This is a genomic window from Bacillus sp. Nf3, from assembly GCF_003028545.1.
Lineage (GTDB): Bacteria > Bacillota > Bacilli > Bacillales > Bacillaceae > Bacillus > Bacillus safensis.
Genome location: NZ_PYUA01000001.1, coordinates 39,207 through 57,990, shown reverse-complemented (window position 1 = coordinate 57,990; position 18,784 = coordinate 39,207). Strand labels below are relative to the sequence as shown.

Genomic DNA, 18,784 nt, shown 5'->3' with positions numbered 1-18,784 from the left:
GTCTAAAAGGAGAGTGATATTTATGAATGTATTATTCAAAAGAGATTCATCTCACTTTATCTACCTCGTTCTCGGACAGATTATTTCCGTTTTCGGATCTTCTCTCATTCGATTTGTTCTATCTTTACATGTGCTTGATATGACACAACGAGTTGATTTATTTGCCTTACTTTTCGCTTTATCCAATATCCCGTTCCTTCTCTCCCCATTAGCTGGTGCAATCGCTGACCGGTTTAACAGAAGGAACTTGATGATTTTATTTGACGTCCTCGCCGGCATCATGATTCTGGCTTTTTATTTCTGGTTACTATCTGGAAATGATTCACTCTACATGATCGGAGCTGTTATGATACTTCTTGGTGTGATGAGTACGTTTTATGCACCTACTGTGATGTCCAGCATTCCACAGCTAGTGAAAGAAGATCAATTAGAACAAGCGAACGGCATCGTCAATGGCGTTCAGGCACTTTCAGGTGTTCTCGCACCTGTTATCGGTGGTGTTCTATACGGAATGATTGGAAGTCAATTCATTATAGGTGCCAGTGCCATCGTATTTTTCCTATCTGCGTGCATGCTCTTACGTTTAAAAATACCCTTCTCCTCTAGTCCGCTGACAGATTCTATGGGCAAAGTGCTCATAAAAGATATGAAACAAGGATTTTCTTATATCGGCAGCCAGCCGTTTCTAAAAAGAACCATGCTGCTTGCTGCAATGTTAAATTTCATCCTTACACCATTTTTTATCGTAGGTGGCCCAATCATTTTAAGGGTCACAATGAAAACCAGTGACATCATGTATGGAGTAGGAATGGGCTTGATTGAGTTCGCTGTCATCGCAGGTGCTCTGCTAGTTGGACTTGTAGCGAAGCATTGGCGCATTCCTACTTTATATCGCTGGATGCTTGTCATCGCCATCATCCTGCTGCCTGTGGCGTTCTCAACATCGACTATGGCTCTACAATTTGGCACTTATCCAGCTTATTTTCTCTTTTTAGCAGGATGTCTTCCAATTGCTATGCTACTTACAATGATCTCGGTCGTTGTGATATCACATATTCAAAAGAAAACACCAAATCACCAATTAGGAAAAGTGATGGCCAATTTAACAATGGTTTCTCAATGTGCAGTTCCGCTTGGTCAAATGATGTATGGGTTCTTGTTTAATACGTTTTCAGCCAACATGTATGTGACTGTGTTAATCGTCAGTGTTTTCATGTTTGCCCTAGCCTACCTAACAAAAAATATGCTTCAACATGAAGGGGAATCAGCCTCATGAGATTCGCCTTTATAAAGAAAGACTTAACCCGCCACCGTCTTATTTCAATTGGTTTAACTATTTGCATCATGATGACTTCATTTCTCGCAGCAAGTGCAGCTCAAATGACAGTACAGCTGAATGGCTCCATTTCTGACCTGCTCCATTCTGCTAAAGCGCCAGACTTTGTCCAAATGCATGACGGCGACCTAAATGAAAAAGACATTGAAGCATTTTCAAGGAAGCAGTCCATGGTAAAAGCTCATCAAATCGTCCCAATGATACCAATTGAACATGCAAACATCAGGTTCGGACATGAGCCTGCCAAAGCAGGTGTGATGGATCATTTATTTGTGAAGCAAAATCGCAATTTTGATTTTCTTTTAAATCAACAAAACGAAAAGCTCACGGTCAATAAAGGTGAAGTAGCTGTCCCAATTTATTTTCAACAAAAGTATCATCTCAACATAGGTGAAACGTTACTGATTGAGAAAGGAGCTAATCAATTCACCTTTCGCATCAAAGCGTTCTTGCGAGATGCACAAATGAACCCCAGTCTAGTCAGTTCAAAAAGATTTCTTCTTCATAACGAGGATTGGGACGCAATAAATCAAGTGTTTCAACAAAAAGAGTACTTAATTGAATTTTTACTGCATGATGCCGCGCAGACAGATGCTTTTCAAGCAATCTATCAATCATCACAGCTACCACAACAAGGCCCAGCTGTCACACTGCCTTTGCTGCGTATGCTGAATGCATTGACAGATGGAATGGTCATTGCCATTCTCCTGCTTGTTTGCATACTGCTCATAAGTATAGCCCTTCTCTCACTCCATCTTGCTATGACGGCTTCTATAGAAGAAGATGAACGTGAAATTGGCATACTGAAGTTAATTGGGATTCCTTTAACAAAAATTAAGCAATTATACGTTGGAAAATATGCCGTGCTTGCTTGTGCAGGATGTATAGCAGGCTATGTGTTAACACTTATATTTGATGATATGTTTACGGCCAATATTCAGCAATACATGGGGAATCAGCCTTCTTTTACTCATTTGTTAATCCCGCTTTTTGTTTCTATTGTGACGGCAATGATCGTCATCTCTTGCAGCTATGCTGTCCTAAGAAAGTTTGGTCAAATATCAGCTGCCCAAGCCCTTCAAGGTGGTATCCATTCATCGAATCATAAGAAAAAAATACCTATGAACCTCAAGAAAAGCAGGTTCATACCGATCCATATATGGCTTGGTTTAAAAGACCTGATATCACGAAAGAAGTTGTACACAACGATTACTTGTATTATTGCACTTTGTACATTTTTAATGCTGATGCCTATTCAGCTATGGCATACTTTACAATCACCGGACTTCATCACATACCTTGGCTCTGGTAAAAGTGACCTTCGAATTGATATACGCCAAGGAAATCAACTAACGAAAAATACAAACGAGATTGAATCAATGATTCGTGAAGATCGGAGCATTCAAACAGCAGCCATCTATGAGACTGCTTCTCTTCAGGCGAAATCAAAGGAGAATTCATTAGAAACGCTCTATTTAGAAACAGGTGAGCTCTCAGCATTTCCCCTCACCTATTTACAAGGGCGGCAACCTTTTAAGAATGATGAAATTGCCTTATCCGTGTTAAATGCAGATTCACTTCAGAAAAAGATTGGAGAAAGAATCACTCTCGTAACTAACGGGCATGAAACCCAAAGAACGGTGACAGGTATTTATCAGGACGTCACCAATGGAGGCAAAACAGCAAAAGCAATATCACAGCCATTTCCTCAATCACCTCTTTGGAAAACCATTCAAATCCAACTAAAACCAGGAGTAAATATTGCAGAGAAAAAGGCGATATTTGAAAAAAAGGCATCTCCTGCAAAAGTGACAGATATGAAAGAATACGTTCATCAAACGATCGGCAGCACAGCAGCTATCGTAAAAGTCGTTGCATTTTTTGCTGCATTAGCTGCTTTTGGAACCGCCAGCTTAATGCTATTCATGTTTCTGCACATGTTAAAGGCGAAAGATTCAAGCCGGAACAACATGTTAAGGACAATTGGATTTTCTATAATAGATATAACAGCACAATATATAACAAGTTTTATCGTTGTTCTCTCTTTTGGCGCTTTTATTGGAACAATCGCGGTCAATACAATTGGTCCTGCTTTGATGAGTATAGGTGGAGCATCATTAGGGGTGTCGAGCCTCCAGTGGCTGTCACCGCAATGGGTGTCGGTTGTGTATCCACTCATACTATTTATTGTCAATTTAGCTTTGATCGCCTGGTTATTGAAGACGTTTTTTTCTAGTCAAACGACAAGGCATACACTTTAATAAGGAGTTGTTTCACATGGAACACTTGATTGAAACGAAGCGATTGTCATTGCATATCAATTCATTAAAAGGACAGAAACAAACGATTCTTAAGGATATACATTTATCGATAAAGCGTGGGGAATTCGTGACCATTATGGGACCTTCTGGATGTGGAAAAACATCCTTACTTTATCAGCTTAGCGGCATAGAAACAGCTTCAACAGGAGAGATCAAATATAAAGGCCGATCACTATCAGAAATGACAGAAAAACAGTTAAGTGCTCTGCGCTTAACTGAGATGGGATTTGTCTTTCAGCACAGCCACTTATTAAAAAATCTTAACCTATTTGACAACATCATTGCAGCAGCTTATTTAGCAAAGAAAAAGCCAAGACAAGAAGTCAATGAACGAGCTCAATATTTAATGAAAAAACTTGAAATTGATCATTTGGCAAATAGATATTTGACAGAAGTATCGGGAGGACAGCTTCAAAGAGCCGCTATCTGCCGAGCGCTCATGAATGAACCAGACATACTTTTCGCTGATGAACCAACAGGTGCTCTTAATTCCAGTACAACAAAGGAAGTAATGAATGTTTTTTCAAGAATCCACTCTGAAGGAGCAACACTGCTACTTGTCACACATGACCCCAAGGTGGCTCTTCGTTCTGAAAGAATCATGTTTATGAATGACGGAGAAATGGCAGACAGTTTACAATTAGGAAGATATGACCATTCAACTGTCGAGAACCGAGAAATGAGATTAAATCAATGGCTGCAAAATTTAGGTTTTTAATTTAAGTCAAACAGGCAGGAAACTGCCTGTTCTACTTTTTCTGGCACTCAAACGAGTAATCCATAGACAAACTATTTGTTTCTAAGATAATTTTGCCGCCAGCTTGTTGACAAGATTCTGTCAGCAGCTCAATTTCTTTGCTATAAAAGTATCTCTTTGACATATATAGAGTCACTAAAACAAGTAACAGAGTCGTGATAATGACTGTGATTTGTCTGTTTAAGCTTTGAAATCTTTTTTTCATTTCAACATCCTTTCTAAAGGGTCGGAGTTTTTGTTTTATACTTACTTTTGTCGTCATCTATCAATTTCTATTCTCATGATCTAGCAACATCATACCTGATTTTCCTTCCTAGATCGACCTTCCATTTTCCCTTTGAAATAACTAAAATTTCTTTATATCAAATATATGAGCGATATTTTCGTACATTATCTTAAAACCCGTTGTATATAACCCTTTTTTAGATTTCCAAAAAGAGATTTTATTCATTTGTGTTAACAAGCAATTACCCTTACAATGTCGTACATCGCATGACCTTAGGTCCTTTTTATTACCTCTTGTCAATCACCTCACCGAAACGATTATATTTTACCAAAAATTGTGATATCGTTTTTTATGAAACAGGTGAAAGGATCTTAAAGAGGTGAAATTTCCATGGCTATCATTTCTGCTGAACAGGTGGGGAATCGTTTAAATGATTGGAGAATTGCAATTCGCAAGCATGATGTACACAGTGCAAAAGCAATGTATACAGAATTAAAGGAATTACTTCAAAAAATGGAAGAGAATCAGGAGGTCTTGACCTATTACTCATTGCTAGAAGGCAAGTATAAGCTCATGTTATATGAACGAAGAGGTACGAAACTGAAGGAACAGCTAGAGCCAGATTGCCCCTCTAAAACAAACGACTTAATTGAATACTATTTTTACCTATACAAAGCCCTTTACGCGTCATATAAAAGAGACTATGCATCAGCCATTGGACTGTTTAAAATTGCCGAGAAAAAACTACAACACATTCCTGATGAAATAGAAGTAGCAGAATTCCATACGAAAATCGCCAACTTATATATGCTGCTTCGTCAAAGCCTAATTTCTCTGCACTACATTCAGAATGCTATTGATATTTTCAAAAGCCATGAAGGATATGAAAGAAGACTAGCTGCAGCCTTTGTCATCGCCGCTGCTAATTATATGGACATTTGCGACTTTATAAGGGCAGAAAATCACTACAAAAAAGCATTACACATCGCAGACAGTCTAAACGATCATTTTCTAACATCACAGCTTTATCATAATATCAGCATTTTGTATGCCGAAGCTGGCGAATCAAAAAAATGTATCGATGCCCTAGAAAAAGCTCTTAGTGACGAAGACTATCTCTCATCGTGTTACTTCCATCACTCCATGTACATGTTAATGAAAGAGCTGCTCTCTATCGATGAAAGGACACAAGCTCTCTATTACTTCGAATTGGTTAACCAAAAACATCAATCAGAGAAATGCCCCATCTATACAGCAAAAATGAATTTGCTTTACCATCTATATTTCACTGAAGATATGGCTCAAAAAGCTCAAGCCTGTTTTGATGAAATCAGCATTCTTAAAAAATTAAAAGATGCTGAAGGAGTCTGTGAATTAAGTGCATTAGCAGCAAAACACTTTGAAGAGCTGGGAGCAATTCATCAAGCCTATCTCTTTCTAAAGGAAGCTGATCGCATGAAACATCCTATCATTGACTGGGGGAATTCTAATGAAAAAAATGAGTTTATTGATTATCACTTTGACCATCGTTGTTTTAGGACAAACAGGGACTTTCAATTCATTAAATGATGAAAATGGTACAACAGAACGACCTATCGGAACTTAATATAAACATTTGCCAAACAAAGAACCACTCGCCTCATCAAGGCAAGTGGTTCCCCATTTATTTTAGTTGCTGATAAGAAATGAGGCGGTGTATATGTACCGCAAGATAAGTAAGCTCATCATTAGGAATGATGATGCTATGCACCTGTTTAATATAATCTTTGATCTTAAAAGCAACATCCATCGCTTGAGGATATAAATGTGCAATTTGTTCAAATAACTCATTTTCTTGATCTGATAATAATTTATCAGCATAAAATCTTTCTACAAAGAATTTCACATGTGTAATGAACCGGCTGTAATGAATATTCTCTTGATCCATTTTCATATTCAACGTATAGCGAACAAGATTGACAATACTTCCGATCATCTTGGCGTATTTCATACCATCTTTCGACTCGGACTCTTCACCTAATGCATTAATCAAGTGAAAGGCGATATTGGCAGCTTCTTCTTTTGGTAATTGTATGCCCAATGTGTCATTGACTAACTCAAGTGCGTAGTTCCCTACTTCAAATTCTTCTGTATAGTAATTTTTGATTTCCCAATACACACGATTCGTAATATTAATATTCTTTTTATGACGTTCCACTGCAAAATTCAAATGATCCATTAAGGTAAAATAAACACCTGAATTTAAAGTTGAACTTAAACGTTTTTCTGCATATTGGACAATTTGCTGAGTTAAATCGATAAACTCCTGAGGCATTGAATCTAACAATTGAAGAAATTCTTTTGCTCTCATGTTATCGACTGACATAAAGACTTGGTCCGCTTTTTTTTCTTCTATCATTTGACCTGGTTTCTGGCCATAGCCAATTCCTCGGCCGAACAAAACCATCTCCTGTTGGTTCTGATCTTCAGCCAGGACCACGCTCGAGTTTAAAACTTTTTTGATTTTAAACATCGTCATCACCTGTTTTCATGATTGTGGTGTTCAATCAAGCGATTCACCATTTGTCTCAATGACTTTTTTGTACCAATAAAATGAATCTTTTCGAGATCGTTTTAATGTCCCGTTCCCGTCATCATCTTGATCTACGTGAATGAAGCCGTACCGTTTTGACATTTGTGATGTACCTGCACTAATAATATCAATCGAGCCCCAGCTCGTATATCCAAAGAGATCGACGCCTTCTTCAATGGCTTCTCTCATTTGACGGAAATGCTCTTTGAAATAGTTAATACGATAGTCGTCATGGATTGAGCCATCACTTTCAACTACATCCTTTGCACCCATGCCGTTCTCGACAATGATAAGAGGTTTTTGATAGCGATCATACAATTCGATCAAAGAAATTTTCAGACCAACCGGATCAATTTGCCAACCCCATTCAGTTGATGGAAGATAAGGGTTTTTGACTCCACGAATGGTATTCCCTTCTGTCTCTTCTAATCCTTCTTGGGCTGATTCCGTTAAAGACATATAGTAGCTAAATGAGATAAAATCTACTGTGTTTTCTTTTAAAATGGTAAGATCATCTGCTTCCATTTGAATATGAATATCTTTTCTCTCAAGCATACGCTTGATCAGTGGCGGATACTCGCCAAACACCTGAACATCTGCATAGAAATAGTTTTCTAAGTTTTGTTTCAAAGCTTGTTCTACATCATTCGGATGGCACGTATGCGGATACGTTGTCAATTTTGTCAGCATACATCCTACCTGGCTGCCTGGAATGATACGATGGCAATCTGCTGTTACGAGAGCAGATGCGACAAATTGATGATGAAGTGCTTGGTACACCGTCTCTTCTACTTTTCCTTCTGAGCAGCGATCAGGAATAATTCCCGCTGTAATGAAAGAGTGTCGGTGAATACTATCAATTTCATTAAAGGTAAGCCAATATTTCACATCATCTTTATAACGTTCGAAACAAACATTGGCGAATTTCACAAAGAGGTCGATTACTTTTCTTTCAACCCAGCCATTATATTTCACACTAAGGGCTAAAGGCATTTCATAATGAGAGAGAGTCACGATCGGTTCTATGTTGTGTTTTTTCATTTCTGCAAAGACACGATCATAAAATTGCAGCCCTTTTTCATTCGGTTCAGCTTCTTCTCCAGTAGGGAAGATACGACTCCATGCAATAGAAATTCGAAGTGTTTGAAATCCCATTTCAGCAAAGAGAGCCAAATCCTCTTTATAGTGATGATAGAAATCGACACCTCTGCGTTTTGGGTATTTTTTATCGTCTGGATCTTTCATCGCACGATCTATATTTTCAGTGGTAACTGCAAGATGACCTTCATAATCTTCTACACTCAAGTTGGAACGGTACATTGCAATATCTGCAACAGACGGTCCCTTTCCATCTATATTCCAGGCGCCTTCTGCCTGGTTAGCAGCAATGGCTCCGCCCCATAAAAATCCTTTTGGAAAACCTTTGATTTTTGTCATATGATTAGCCTCCTAATTGTGTAACAACCATCAATGTATCTTGACGATTGACCTCTTGTAATGGCTGTACCTTAATATCATATTGATCTGTATTTGTGACTACAGCAAGTGTTACTGGATCATATCCTGCTTCCATGATTTTTTCTAGATCAAATTCAATCAATAAATCACCCGCTTGAACACGATCTCCAGCCTGTACTTTTGGATGGAAATACTGCCCTTCCAACTGAACGGTGTCAATGCCGATGTGGAATAATACTTCAACTCCATGGTCCGTTTTCATACCAAGTGCATGGTTTGTTTCGAACAGCAAGGTTACCTCTCCATCTACAGGTGCATAAAGTGCTCCTTTTGAAGGTACAATGGCAATTCCTTCTCCCATGACCTTTGAAGAGAAAATATCATCTTTCACTTCGGATAGAGAGATCATTTGGCCAATCACAGGGCTCTTGAATGTTTCGCCTGCTCCAATTTTTTCAGCAAACCCAGCTTGATCCTTTGTCTTTTCTTCTACTGTTCGATCTTTACCTAATACAAAAGCAGCGATAAAGGCGACAATAAACGAAATGACCGCTCCAATGATAGCAAACATCAAATTTCGCGGGAGCTCATCTGATATAAACATCGACATGCTTGCTAAACCAGGACCAACAAGCACATAGGCTTGTATACCAACTAATCCAATGAAAATTCCACCAACAAACGAACCAATCATAACACTTCCAAGGACTCGCTTATTTTGCAATGTCACACCATACAGCGCTGGCTCTGTGATGCCAAAAAAGGCTGATATCCCTGCCGAAATGGCTGTTGATCTAAGTACCTTGTCTTTTGTTCGAAGTGCCACAGCGAAACACGCTCCACTTTCCGCAATATTATGCGCAAGTGATGCCGGTAAGTAAAGTGCTTCTTTCCCAAGGGTTCCCATCGTTGTGACTGCATAAGGAACCATTGCTTTATGCATGCCTGATGCCACCATGAAGGGGAGGACCGCTGCTAAAATGGCGACAGCTACCCAGCCTACAGTATTAAACATCGAAAGAATAATAGATGAAAAACCTTGCCCCGCTGTAAAACCAATCGGTCCTAACAGAAGTAGCGTAACTGGTACAGTAATGACCAATGACATCATCGGAACGAAGAAAATCCGAATTGGTTTTGGTGAAAACCGTGTAAAGAATTTTTCCATTTGCGCGTAAAGCAATACAGAAAGGATTGCCGGAAACACTTGATACGCATAAGCTATATTTTTCACATCGAATGACAGTAATTGTGCACCTTCTGTAAGCATCGCCGTCATGTTCGGCAGAAGAAGCGCACCGACTGCTGATAGTGCGACCAGTGGGTTTACTTTTAGTTTATTCGCCGTCGTTACAGCAACTAGTAAAGGCAGAAAGTAAAGTGGTGCGTCACCTACCATGTTCAGTATTTGATAGGTTTGTCCCTTTGCATCCATCCAGCCTAATAAAGAGAAAAGGAGAAGAAATGACTTTAAAATTCCTCCGCCTGCGATAGCTGGTACAAGCGGCTGGAAGACACCGACAATGAAATCTAACAGAACTGTGCCTTCTTTTCTTTTTTCTTTTGGCTGATTGGATGGCACGTCTTGGCTTGATGAGCTGCTGCCTATTAAACTTGTTACCTTTTGATACACTTCAATGACGTCATTCCCAATGACTACTTGGCATTGTCCTGTCATTCTAACAGCTATGACACCCGGTGTTTTTTCCAGTGCTGGTACATCTGCTTTTTTCTGATCAATTAGTGTGAAACGAAGTCTTGTTGAACAATGTTCAAGGTGCGCAATGTTTTCTTTGCCGCCTACATGCTGTAAAACGTCTTTGGCAACTTGTGTGTAATTCATTTTTTCTCCCCCTTTTCTCATACACGAGACCTATATTTCGGCAATAAAAAAAGGACCTAAAACGACAAATAAAAGAAAAATTCATCGTTTTTAGATCCTGCCTGCATGACCAGTCACATGTCTAATTTATTCATATTGGATTTGTTTTTAGTATATATGCATTATATGAAAGCGTCAACATTTATTTTTCTAAAAATTATTAGGGTCTATATACCTAAAATACTTTTCTCTATTCACTTATAGGAAACCTTCTACTCTTTTGTTCCTTCTAGCATCAATCAACAATATTTTTCTCCACAAAAAACCAGATAAGTTGATTCACTCATCTGGTTTAAATTCATCTATTTTTTCTTTTCTTCTGCCCTCTTTTTAAATGCTTTGGCTTGTTTTTCATACTCCTTTTTCGTGACAGCTTTTAACTCTACTGAATCGCCTGTCATGATATATGGTTTAGGGAGTTTTTTATATTCCTTCCTCGTGAAAGCTTTTAACTCTACTGTACCGTCTGTCTTTTTAATTGGCAGCTTTACTGATTTTGCATCTCGATCAGTCGAACCTATAATGACACCATCTTCAATTATAGGATCATAGCTCATTTCGAAAAATCCTGCCCCATCAGTAAAGCCCCCGACCTCTATTTTCATTTCTTTATAGGGCTTACAACCTTCTTCAGAAACAGTTGTTATTAAAAAGGAGCCGTCCCATCCATTCTCAACATGCATGCTTTCCACTTGTAAAAATAGTTGTTTATCCTCTGCCGTATATAGAAAACCATATACTTTCGCCACTTTATCCCTGAAGTGTCTCATATTTTCATAAAATCTAGTTTCTGATGAATCAACTAGATTTTGATGTCGATTTTGAATCTTTTTTTGATACGTATCTAGCTTTTTTTGATTGATTGCTTTATAAATCGTGCTTTGCTTCTCGCCTTGTTTTTTCACAGAAAGGTTTTTCCCCGAAAAATGAACTTCGTATATGATCGTTTCTTTTCCTTTTTTCATTTGAAATTCATACCCATTTTCTTTTGAATGGCCGGTTATGACATATTGTTTTTTATATAATTGAGGGTCCCACCAAATTTCTTCTATATATCTTTCATTCAAATGACCTGTTACTTTGCCTTTATTCTCAGATATCTCGAACCAGTTCAGTCTATCCTTAGTTTTATACGCAAATGCATAGGAATGATTCAATGAATTTTTTTGTGCGATTGCTTGATATGCTGTCCAGCCGCCTCCACCCAAGATGAGTACGGCTAGGATAGACACGACCCAGATTTTCAATTTGCTCATACGTACCTCCTCTAATATTTAATTTGAGAAATCAACATCAACAATATTTTACCATATATTCAACTAAATTCTTATTCACTTAAAAATAGATTCTAGAAAATTTAGATAAGTATTTATTAATAATATATTACATCTATGCAAATAATATCCTTTTTTCATGGAGAATTCGGATATGTTATTAACCCTTATTCACCTGGTCCAATACGATCTATTTTTTCGTTTTTTCAGCCTGCTTTTTGAATGCTTCCGTTTGCTCTTGATATTCCTCTTTCGTGACAGCTTTAAATTCTATTGTACCGCCTGCCATTTTAAAGGGAAATCTAATTGATGTTGCGTCTCGGTCAGTTTCCCCTAAAATAAAACCCTTTTCAATTGCAGGATAAGTACTCAAATCAAACATTATCCCATCTGAAACACCGCCGGCTGTATGTTTCGTTTCTTTATAAGGTGCTCCACCATCTCCTGGGACCGTTCTCATTAGAAAAGAACCTGCCCATTCAGACTGCATATACATTCGTTTTACTTTTAGAAATAGCTGGTACGAACCATCTTCCGCCGTATACAGATAACCATAAGCGCCTGTTACTTTCTTAATGAAGTTTCTTACATAATCATGAAATCTATTTTCAGTGTCCTCCATCAGTTCTTCATATCGGTCATGAATGTCCTTTTGAACAGCTCGTAGTTTTGTTTGATCAACTGCTTTGTATGTGATGCTTTGTTTTTCACCTTGTTTTTTCACAGAAAGATCTTTTTCAGCAGGGTGAACTTCATATGTGACCGTCTCTTTCCCTTGCTTTGCTTGGAATTTGTAACCGTTTTCAATTGTTTTACCGGTTAATTTATATTTGTTGATAAATAGATTAGGATCAAAATGCCTTTTTGGGTTTTCCTCCAAAATGGTTTCATTCAGATGACCTGTTACTTTCCCTTTTTTCTCCGTTACTTTGAACCAGTTCACATGATTCTTTGTCTTATATGCAAAGGCGTAAGATTGATTCAATACACTCTTTTTTGCATTTGCTTGATAAGCTATCCAGCTGACAGCACCCATGATTAATACTGCTAGAATTGCCACGATCCAGATTTTCAATCTATTCATACATACCTCCACTGACAGAATTTAATTTTTTCTATCAATATATGAGTGAGTCACCTCCTTTATCGAACTTATTTTTCAACAACCCCTTGTATCTGCCACTCCACATCATTTATTATATATCTAAATGATATATCTTTTAGATAGGTGTGCTGATATGAAAAAATACAATGATACGACGTATGCGATTTTAGGTATTTTAACGACAGATTGTAAGTCAGGGTACGAAGTGAAGCAATTAATTGATAGGAGCTTGCATCATTTTTGGAAAATCAGTTATGGACAAATTTATCCAGCTTTAAAGTTAATAGTCGAGGAAGGCCTTGCGGAGGTTTCACCTGCTGCTAGCTCTGGTCGTTCAGACAAGCGGGAATATCATTTGACTGAAAAAGGACTGGACACGTTAAGAGAATGGCTGGCGCAGCCGCTCGATCAGTTACCAACAGAACGTAATGAGGTGTTATTAAAGTTATTCTTCGGTCAATATCTTTCGTTTGAGAAGAAACTAGCGCTTTTACAGGATTATGAGAGGCAGCTCCGTATTCGTTATGAGACATATGTTGCGATTGAACAAAACATTCAAGAGCTTTATCCAGATGAAGCGGATGCGAAGTATTGGCTGTTTACTTTAGATTATGGGAAAAGAGTGGCTCAAGCTGGAATTGATTGGTGCGTGGAGACATTCCATTCGATGAAGAAGGAAGGGTAAATAAATGAAAAAAGACATACGTGCTGGCAGATTTACAACGGACAATTCTGATTCGATTGTGGTGTTCATCATCGGAATGAGGATCAACAAACGCTGGGCCATTCATCAATGGATGCCTGTGTTCATGGCGATGCCTGGCATGATCAAGGAGCTGTATACCCATCAAGAGGAGCTAGGGTTTCTTGGGACAGAAAATTACTTTGGATTACGCACGACAGCGATGATTCAATATTGGAAATCAACAGATGACCTCCTTGCCTATGCCAAGATGGAGAAGCATTTGGCTGCTTGGAAAAGATTTAACCAAATGGCACGAAATAATGATGCGGTGGGCATTTATCATGAAACATACCAAATTCAAGCCGGCTCGTATGAATCCGTCTACGTGAACATGCCTTCCTACGGACTGAGCCAAGCGAGAGCGCCAATTCCAATTGGTAAAGGAAAACAAACAGCGAAGGAACGGCTGAAAACAACAAATTCCTAGAGAGCGATTCTCTAGGAATTTTTTTTTGCAACGGATACAAAATGTTTTAATATGCGGGCTGTTAATCCCCATATGGTGTAGTTTTCGTAATCATAAAACCATTCCTCGATTGAACGGCTCCCCCAGCTGTATTTTTCACCATTCATGATTTTTTCATAAGGGAAGTCCTCTCCTGGTGTTGGCTGAACGGATACATGATGTAGGTACGGCTCATATTGGCTGAGCCATGATAGAGGCACGGTAAAGGTCTCTTCTACTTCTTCTTGATTATAGGAGTGTTTCACTTTTTGCTCATCAATGATACCGACATATGGGTATACGACAAAGGATGGAGAAGCGATATAAGGACTGAGCTGTCCAAGGATTTCGACCGATTCTGGCGGGATACCCAGCTCTTCATGCGTTTCTCGCAGTGCAGCTTCCTGTGCTGTTTCGCTGCCGTCGAGCTTGCCCCCAGGAAAGCTAATATCCCCCGGCTGTTTTCTCATAGTCAGCGATCGTACCTCAAATAATATATGCCATTCTCCATTTACTTGTACTAAAGGGATAAGGACTGCTGCTTTGAACGCTGTCTCTTCTCCAATGAACAACGGTTGTGATTGATGTAAGTCATTTTTTAATTGATCAATGAACACGGCCATCACCTGTTTTCTGTTTCTCTTTCCTTTAGCGTATCATGGTTCACCTTTTCAATAAAGATGATCTTTCTGACAATTATTTTTATCATTTTGACAACTTTACTTGTCAAAATGAATATAATACTTTACAATCAAGGAAAGATTTCAATCAAAACTTGAGGTGACAGAATGAAAAATCGGTTAAAAGAGCTTCGTGCGCGTGATGGTTTAAACCAAACTGAGCTGGCAAAGCGTGCAAAGGTCTCTCGTCAAACCATCAGCTTAATGGAACGAGATGAATTAATGCCGTCTCTCTTGCTCGCTGTTAAGCTTTCACGAATTTTTCAGGAACCCATTGAACGTATTTTTCTATTCGAGGAGGATGAACTATCATGAAAACTTTATACAAAATGCTCTTAGGTGCTCTCCTTGGCTTTCTCGGTGCTTACTGTCTACTGGCAGCCGAATTTGAGATGACACTTCTTGATATTGCATTTGAAGCGACTCTTGTCATCAGTGGATTGACAATTTTATTGATTATTTATTGTTTTTCAGGGATTTCACGTATGAAAAAAAGAGTGTCTCTTTCGGTCTCTGGAGATGAGGAAGATGAACTGGAGGCTAAGCAATATCGGACCTTTACTGATTCGACATTAGCCAATACGGTGAGTACGATTTTGTCCATTATTGCCATCGGTATAACCATCGTCACCGAGCAGCCCCTCTGGTTGATTCTGGTCAATGCTGCTTTATTTATCATCACCATTATCAGTTCTTATGCAGCGATATCCGTTCTTAAACTTGTCTATCCTAATCGCAATCTGCCAAGTCCGTCCGACAAAGATTATAGTAAAAAGCTGCTCGCCATATCAGACGAAGGGGAAAAGCATGTCATGCTTGGCGGACTGTTTCACACGTATCAAATGATGAATATCCTATTGACCAGTGCCATGTTTATTTTGATTGTGTATTCCCTTGGAGCCAATCACTCTCAACTCTTCTCGATCTTGGTCATTGGGGTTGTTTTGATCATTTTGAATGCAAATTATGTGTTGAGGATTAGAAATCGTTAAATAATAAAAAGCACAGCTCTGTCAAAAGGCTGTGCTTTTCCGTCCGTTACGATGCACGGCGTTTCTTTCGTGCATAAATCAAAAATAAGAAACCAAACCATACCGGTGTCAATAGCAGCGCAGGACGTGTTGCATCTGCGAAGAGCATGATTACGAGAATGGCAGCAAAGAGCGCAAGAACGCAAATATTCACAAAAGGTGTGAACGGTGCTTTAAAGGTAGATGCTGCATGCAGTTCAGGCCGAGTTTTTTTATATTTCAAATGACAAATTAAAATAATACTCCATACCCAAATGAAACAAATGGCACTGATCGTGGTAACAATCCCAAAGGCTTGTTCGGGAATCAGCTTGCTTAAAAGTGCACCGACCGATACTACAATCGTTGAAACGAATAGTGCATTACTCGGGACAGCGTGCTTGTTCAAACGTCCAAAGGAAGCTGGCCCCTGCTTTTGATGACTGAGATTATACAGAATACGGCTTGTCGAGAACATGCCGCTATTACAAGCTGATGCCGCAGACGTCAATACAACAAAATTGATAAGCCCCGCTGCTACTGGTATCCCAATGAGCCCAAAGGTTTTCACAAAAGGACTTTCTGATGCACTGAGCTCAGTCCATGGGTTGATACATAGTAAAACAAAGATCGCACCCACATAGAAAAATAGAATTCTTAATGGAATCTTATTAATCGCAGAGGGAATGTTTTTTTGCGGATTGGCTGTTTCTGCTGCGGATACACCAACCAGTTCAACTCCCACATACGCAAAAATCACCATCTGGAATGACAACAAGAAGCCTGTGACACCATTTGGGAATAACCCGCCATGAGACCATAAATTCGTTACTGTCACCGGTCCGGCATCGGTTTGAAAACCAATGATTAAAAGAACAATTCCAACACCGATCAGTAATAGAATCGTAATCACTTTAATGAGCGCAAACCAAAATTCCATTTCTCCGAAAAGCTTCACCGTTAATAGATTCAATCCTAGTAAAATCAACAAACAAATGATCGCAGGAATCCATTGCGGAATGTCAAACCAATACTGCACATACACCCCGACCGCAATGACATCCGCCATCGCTGTCATAATCCAGCAAAACCAATATGTCCACCCTGTCACAAAAGATGCCCACGGGCCGAGATAGTCCTCTGCAATATCGGTTAATGACTGATAGCCCGCCTTCGATAAAAGCAATTCTCCAAGTGCCCTCATGACAAAAAAGATGGCCATTCCGACAATTAAATAAGCAAAAATGATTGATGGACCTGCCAATTGAATGGCTTTTCCAGATCCTAAAAACAACCCTGTTCCAATGGTTCCGCCAATGGCAATCAATTGCACATGACGGTTTGATAAATCTCGTTTTAATTCTTGTTGTGCCAATGCTAACACCCTCCTACGACACGATCTTATACTGAAATAATGAACTCTTTAAAAAGTCCATAAAAAAAGAGATTGGATGCGCTCCAATCTCACGGTCATAAAAGAATAGCAAAATAGAGAAAAGTAATACACGGCATCATCCATGCATCACAAATACAATATTTCGTACTCTTCTGTCCTTTTGCCTGAGATTGTGAACCCTTCGGCGCCGCACATACATGCGGTCTCTCCAGAAGCTGCTCCTGCTATAGTGTGACCCACAGCAATCATAGCCTTCGTTATTTAATTAAAATGTTGCTATTTCTGAATAATTTTATATTTTACGCCTCAATCAGAATGCTGTCAATGGTAATCTTTTATGATTTACGGTGGCACTCATATGTCTTCACTTCATCAATCCCCCCTGATTCATGTATAATAAATCAAAAGATGTTCGGCTCGTCTGATGGAGAAATCCCTCTTGATCATGAACAAAGTTAGGCAATCCATTGAAGTTGGTGAAGACAAATGAAAAAAATGAACAAACAGCGTGTCACATTACAGGAAGTCGCCCAGCATGCCGGTGTCTCGACTTCAACGGCATCACTCGTTGTTCGAAATAATCCTAGAATTTCTGAAGCCACTCGAAACAAAGTGCTTCAATCCATGGAAGACTTAGGGTACGTATATGACCGCGTAGCTGCCAACATGCGGTCAAAAAGCTCAAATATCGTTGGTGTGATTGTCACAGATATTTCTAACACCTTTATTTCGGAATTTTTAATCGGCGTGCAAACCACGCTTGAATCACTAGGCTATACTGTTTTACTTGGTACAACCTTTGACAGTGTCGATAAACAGGAGCGGCTCATTTCCACTATGGTAGAGCACCGAGTTGGCGGAATCATTTTAAACCTAGCTTCGAAAAGCTCGGCTCGGACAGCCAAACAGTTAAATCAAATTCGCACCCCAAAAGTACTTGCAAATCGTGAATTATCAGATGTGCAATGTGACTATGTCGGCGTTGATTATGAACAAGGCACTTGGATGGCCATTCATCATCTTCTTCAGAAGGGGCATCGACGTATCGCCTTCTTAGGCGGCATCAAGACTTCATCGACCTGGATTGAGCGAATGAAGGGTTTCAAAAGAGCTCACGACGATGAAAACCTGACGATTGATGATTCCCTTATTATTGATATCGTACCTACTCGTGAAGGCGGGAAAGAAGCACTTGCTCAAGTCATGGATCAACCCGAGCCTCCTACTGCTATTTTTTGTTTTAGTGACTTAGTTGCATTTGGAGTCATGCAAGAACTATCAGCACGCAGTATCAAGCCTGGTGAAGATATTGATGTGGTTGGATTCGATAATGTTCCTGAAGCGGAGATGTACCATCCGCCGCTCACCACTGTTTCCTCCTTCCCCCGATCCATCGGGGTAAAAGCAGCGAACCTTTTATATCATAAAATGAACGAACAGGATGAAGAGCTGCAGCGATTGATTTTAAAGCCTCAACTTCATATTAGAGAAACCTCTACCTGATCATGGAAAGGAGAATTGTGGACAGCAATTCTCTTTTTTTTATTGATCAAGTCAACTATTTCTTTGTTTCAATT

The 18,784-nt window shown here is 39.2% G+C and carries 16 protein-coding genes and 1 riboswitch; of the genes, 9 read left to right on the top strand and 7 right to left on the bottom strand.

The window, feature by feature from the left end; genetic code table 11:
• Positions 1–22: 22 nt before the first annotated feature.
• The 4 genes from C9414_RS00285 (at position 23) to C9414_RS00265 (ending at position 6,209) form a co-directional block, all read left to right on the top strand.
• Positions 23–1,276, top strand: coding sequence for an MFS transporter (locus C9414_RS00285; RefSeq protein WP_107162812.1), 1,254 nt, complete (start codon positions 23–25; stop codon positions 1,274–1,276).
• Positions 1,273–3,597 carry an FtsX-like permease family protein gene (locus C9414_RS00280; RefSeq protein WP_107162811.1) on the top strand — a complete coding sequence of 775 codons (2,325 nt, stop codon included), beginning with the start codon at positions 1,273–1,275 and terminating at the stop codon, positions 3,595–3,597. Before C9414_RS00285 ends, C9414_RS00280 begins: the two co-directional genes overlap by 4 nt.
• Positions 3,598–3,613: 16 nt before the next feature.
• Positions 3,614–4,375, top strand: coding sequence for an ABC transporter ATP-binding protein (locus C9414_RS00275; protein ID WP_107162810.1), 762 nt, complete (start codon positions 3,614–3,616; stop codon positions 4,373–4,375).
• Between the two features lie 655 nt (positions 4,376–5,030).
• Complete coding sequence (locus tag C9414_RS00265; protein ID WP_107162809.1) at positions 5,031–6,209, top strand: response regulator aspartate phosphatase; 1,179 nt, start codon at positions 5,031–5,033, stop codon at positions 6,207–6,209.
• Positions 6,210–6,303: 94 nt separating this feature from the next.
• Here the strand turns inward: C9414_RS00265 and C9414_RS00260 are convergent, their stop codons facing one another.
• From C9414_RS00260 to C9414_RS00240, 5 genes are all read right to left on the bottom strand, one after another.
• Positions 6,304–7,152 (bottom strand): PRD domain-containing protein, encoded by an 849-nt coding sequence (locus C9414_RS00260; RefSeq protein WP_047203741.1) that lies wholly within the window; start codon positions 7,150–7,152, stop codon positions 6,304–6,306.
• Between the two features lie 30 nt (positions 7,153–7,182).
• Entirely contained in the window at positions 7,183–8,649 is a 1,467-nt protein-coding gene (locus tag C9414_RS00255) for a glycoside hydrolase family 1 protein (protein WP_107162808.1), read from the bottom strand.
• 4 nt (positions 8,650–8,653) lie between these two features.
• Complete coding sequence (locus tag C9414_RS00250; protein WP_107162807.1) at positions 8,654–10,513, bottom strand: beta-glucoside-specific PTS transporter subunit IIABC; 1,860 nt, start codon at positions 10,511–10,513, stop codon at positions 8,654–8,656.
• Positions 10,514–10,854: 341 nt separating this feature from the next.
• Complete coding sequence (locus C9414_RS00245; RefSeq protein WP_107162806.1) at positions 10,855–11,808, bottom strand: hypothetical protein; 954 nt, start codon at positions 11,806–11,808, stop codon at positions 10,855–10,857.
• A 208-nt stretch (positions 11,809–12,016) separates the two neighbouring features.
• On the bottom strand, positions 12,017–12,910 hold the full coding sequence (locus tag C9414_RS00240; RefSeq protein ID WP_107162805.1) for a hypothetical protein: 894 nt from the start codon (positions 12,908–12,910) through the stop codon (positions 12,017–12,019).
• Between the two features lie 154 nt (positions 12,911–13,064).
• Between C9414_RS00240 and C9414_RS00235 the strand changes: the two genes are divergently transcribed.
• On the top strand, positions 13,065–13,616 hold the full coding sequence (locus tag C9414_RS00235) for a PadR family transcriptional regulator (protein ID WP_047203745.1): 552 nt from the start codon (positions 13,065–13,067) through the stop codon (positions 13,614–13,616).
• Positions 13,617–13,620: 4 nt separating this feature from the next.
• The gene (locus C9414_RS00230) at positions 13,621–14,103 is read left to right on the top strand and encodes a DUF4188 domain-containing protein (RefSeq protein WP_064498931.1); all 483 of its coding nucleotides are present in this window, start codon (positions 13,621–13,623) and stop codon (positions 14,101–14,103) included.
• Between the two features lie 11 nt (positions 14,104–14,114).
• Here C9414_RS00230 and C9414_RS00225 read toward each other — a convergent pair whose 3' ends face one another.
• Positions 14,115–14,738 (bottom strand): NUDIX hydrolase, encoded by a 624-nt coding sequence (locus C9414_RS00225; RefSeq protein WP_047203752.1) that lies wholly within the window; start codon positions 14,736–14,738, stop codon positions 14,115–14,117.
• Positions 14,739–14,909: 171 nt separating this feature from the next.
• On the opposite strand from C9414_RS00225, the gene C9414_RS00220 reads away from it, so the two are divergent.
• Positions 14,910–15,116: a helix-turn-helix transcriptional regulator gene (locus C9414_RS00220; RefSeq protein ID WP_003215336.1), complete on the top strand. Its 207-nt coding sequence runs from the start codon at positions 14,910–14,912 to the stop codon at positions 15,114–15,116.
• The gene (locus tag C9414_RS00215; protein ID WP_107162804.1) at positions 15,113–15,793 is read left to right on the top strand and encodes a DUF3169 family protein; all 681 of its coding nucleotides are present in this window, start codon (positions 15,113–15,115) and stop codon (positions 15,791–15,793) included. Before C9414_RS00220 ends, C9414_RS00215 begins: the two co-directional genes overlap by 4 nt.
• Positions 15,794–15,839: 46 nt before the next feature.
• On the opposite strand, the gene C9414_RS00210 is transcribed toward C9414_RS00215, so the two are convergent.
• On the bottom strand, positions 15,840–17,186 hold the full coding sequence (locus tag C9414_RS00210; RefSeq protein ID WP_047203748.1) for an amino acid permease: 1,347 nt from the start codon (positions 17,184–17,186) through the stop codon (positions 15,840–15,842).
• A gap of 163 nt (positions 17,187–17,349) precedes the next feature.
• A riboswitch (glycine riboswitch) is annotated at positions 17,350–17,429 on the bottom strand.
• Positions 17,430–17,693: 264 nt separating this feature from the next.
• On the opposite strand from C9414_RS00210, the gene C9414_RS00205 reads away from it, so the two are divergent.
• Positions 17,694–18,710: a LacI family DNA-binding transcriptional regulator gene (locus C9414_RS00205; RefSeq protein WP_047203749.1), complete on the top strand. Its 1,017-nt coding sequence runs from the start codon at positions 17,694–17,696 to the stop codon at positions 18,708–18,710.
• Positions 18,711–18,784 lie beyond the last annotated feature (74 nt).

Coding starts and splice junctions, on each gene's coding strand:
- C9414_RS00285 (WP_107162812.1), top strand. CDS start 23: ATGAATGTATTATTCAAAAGAGATTCATCTCACTTTATCTACCTCGTT.
- C9414_RS00280 (WP_107162811.1), top strand. CDS start 1,273: ATGAGATTCGCCTTTATAAAGAAAGACTTAACCCGCCACCGTCTTATT.
- C9414_RS00275 (WP_107162810.1), top strand. CDS start 3,614: ATGGAACACTTGATTGAAACGAAGCGATTGTCATTGCATATCAATTCA.
- C9414_RS00265 (WP_107162809.1), top strand. CDS start 5,031: ATGGCTATCATTTCTGCTGAACAGGTGGGGAATCGTTTAAATGATTGG.
- C9414_RS00260 (WP_047203741.1), bottom strand. CDS start 7,152: ATGTTTAAAATCAAAAAAGTTTTAAACTCGAGCGTGGTCCTGGCTGAA.
- C9414_RS00255 (WP_107162808.1), bottom strand. CDS start 8,649: ATGACAAAAATCAAAGGTTTTCCAAAAGGATTTTTATGGGGCGGAGCC.
- C9414_RS00250 (WP_107162807.1), bottom strand. CDS start 10,513: ATGAATTACACACAAGTTGCCAAAGACGTTTTACAGCATGTAGGCGGC.
- C9414_RS00245 (WP_107162806.1), bottom strand. CDS start 11,808: ATGAGCAAATTGAAAATCTGGGTCGTGTCTATCCTAGCCGTACTCATC.
- C9414_RS00240 (WP_107162805.1), bottom strand. CDS start 12,910: ATGAATAGATTGAAAATCTGGATCGTGGCAATTCTAGCAGTATTAATC.
- C9414_RS00235 (WP_047203745.1), top strand. CDS start 13,065: ATGAAAAAATACAATGATACGACGTATGCGATTTTAGGTATTTTAACG.
- C9414_RS00230 (WP_064498931.1), top strand. CDS start 13,621: ATGAAAAAAGACATACGTGCTGGCAGATTTACAACGGACAATTCTGAT.
- C9414_RS00220 (WP_003215336.1), top strand. CDS start 14,910: ATGAAAAATCGGTTAAAAGAGCTTCGTGCGCGTGATGGTTTAAACCAA.
- C9414_RS00215 (WP_107162804.1), top strand. CDS start 15,113: ATGAAAACTTTATACAAAATGCTCTTAGGTGCTCTCCTTGGCTTTCTC.
- C9414_RS00205 (WP_047203749.1), top strand. CDS start 17,694: ATGAAAAAAATGAACAAACAGCGTGTCACATTACAGGAAGTCGCCCAG.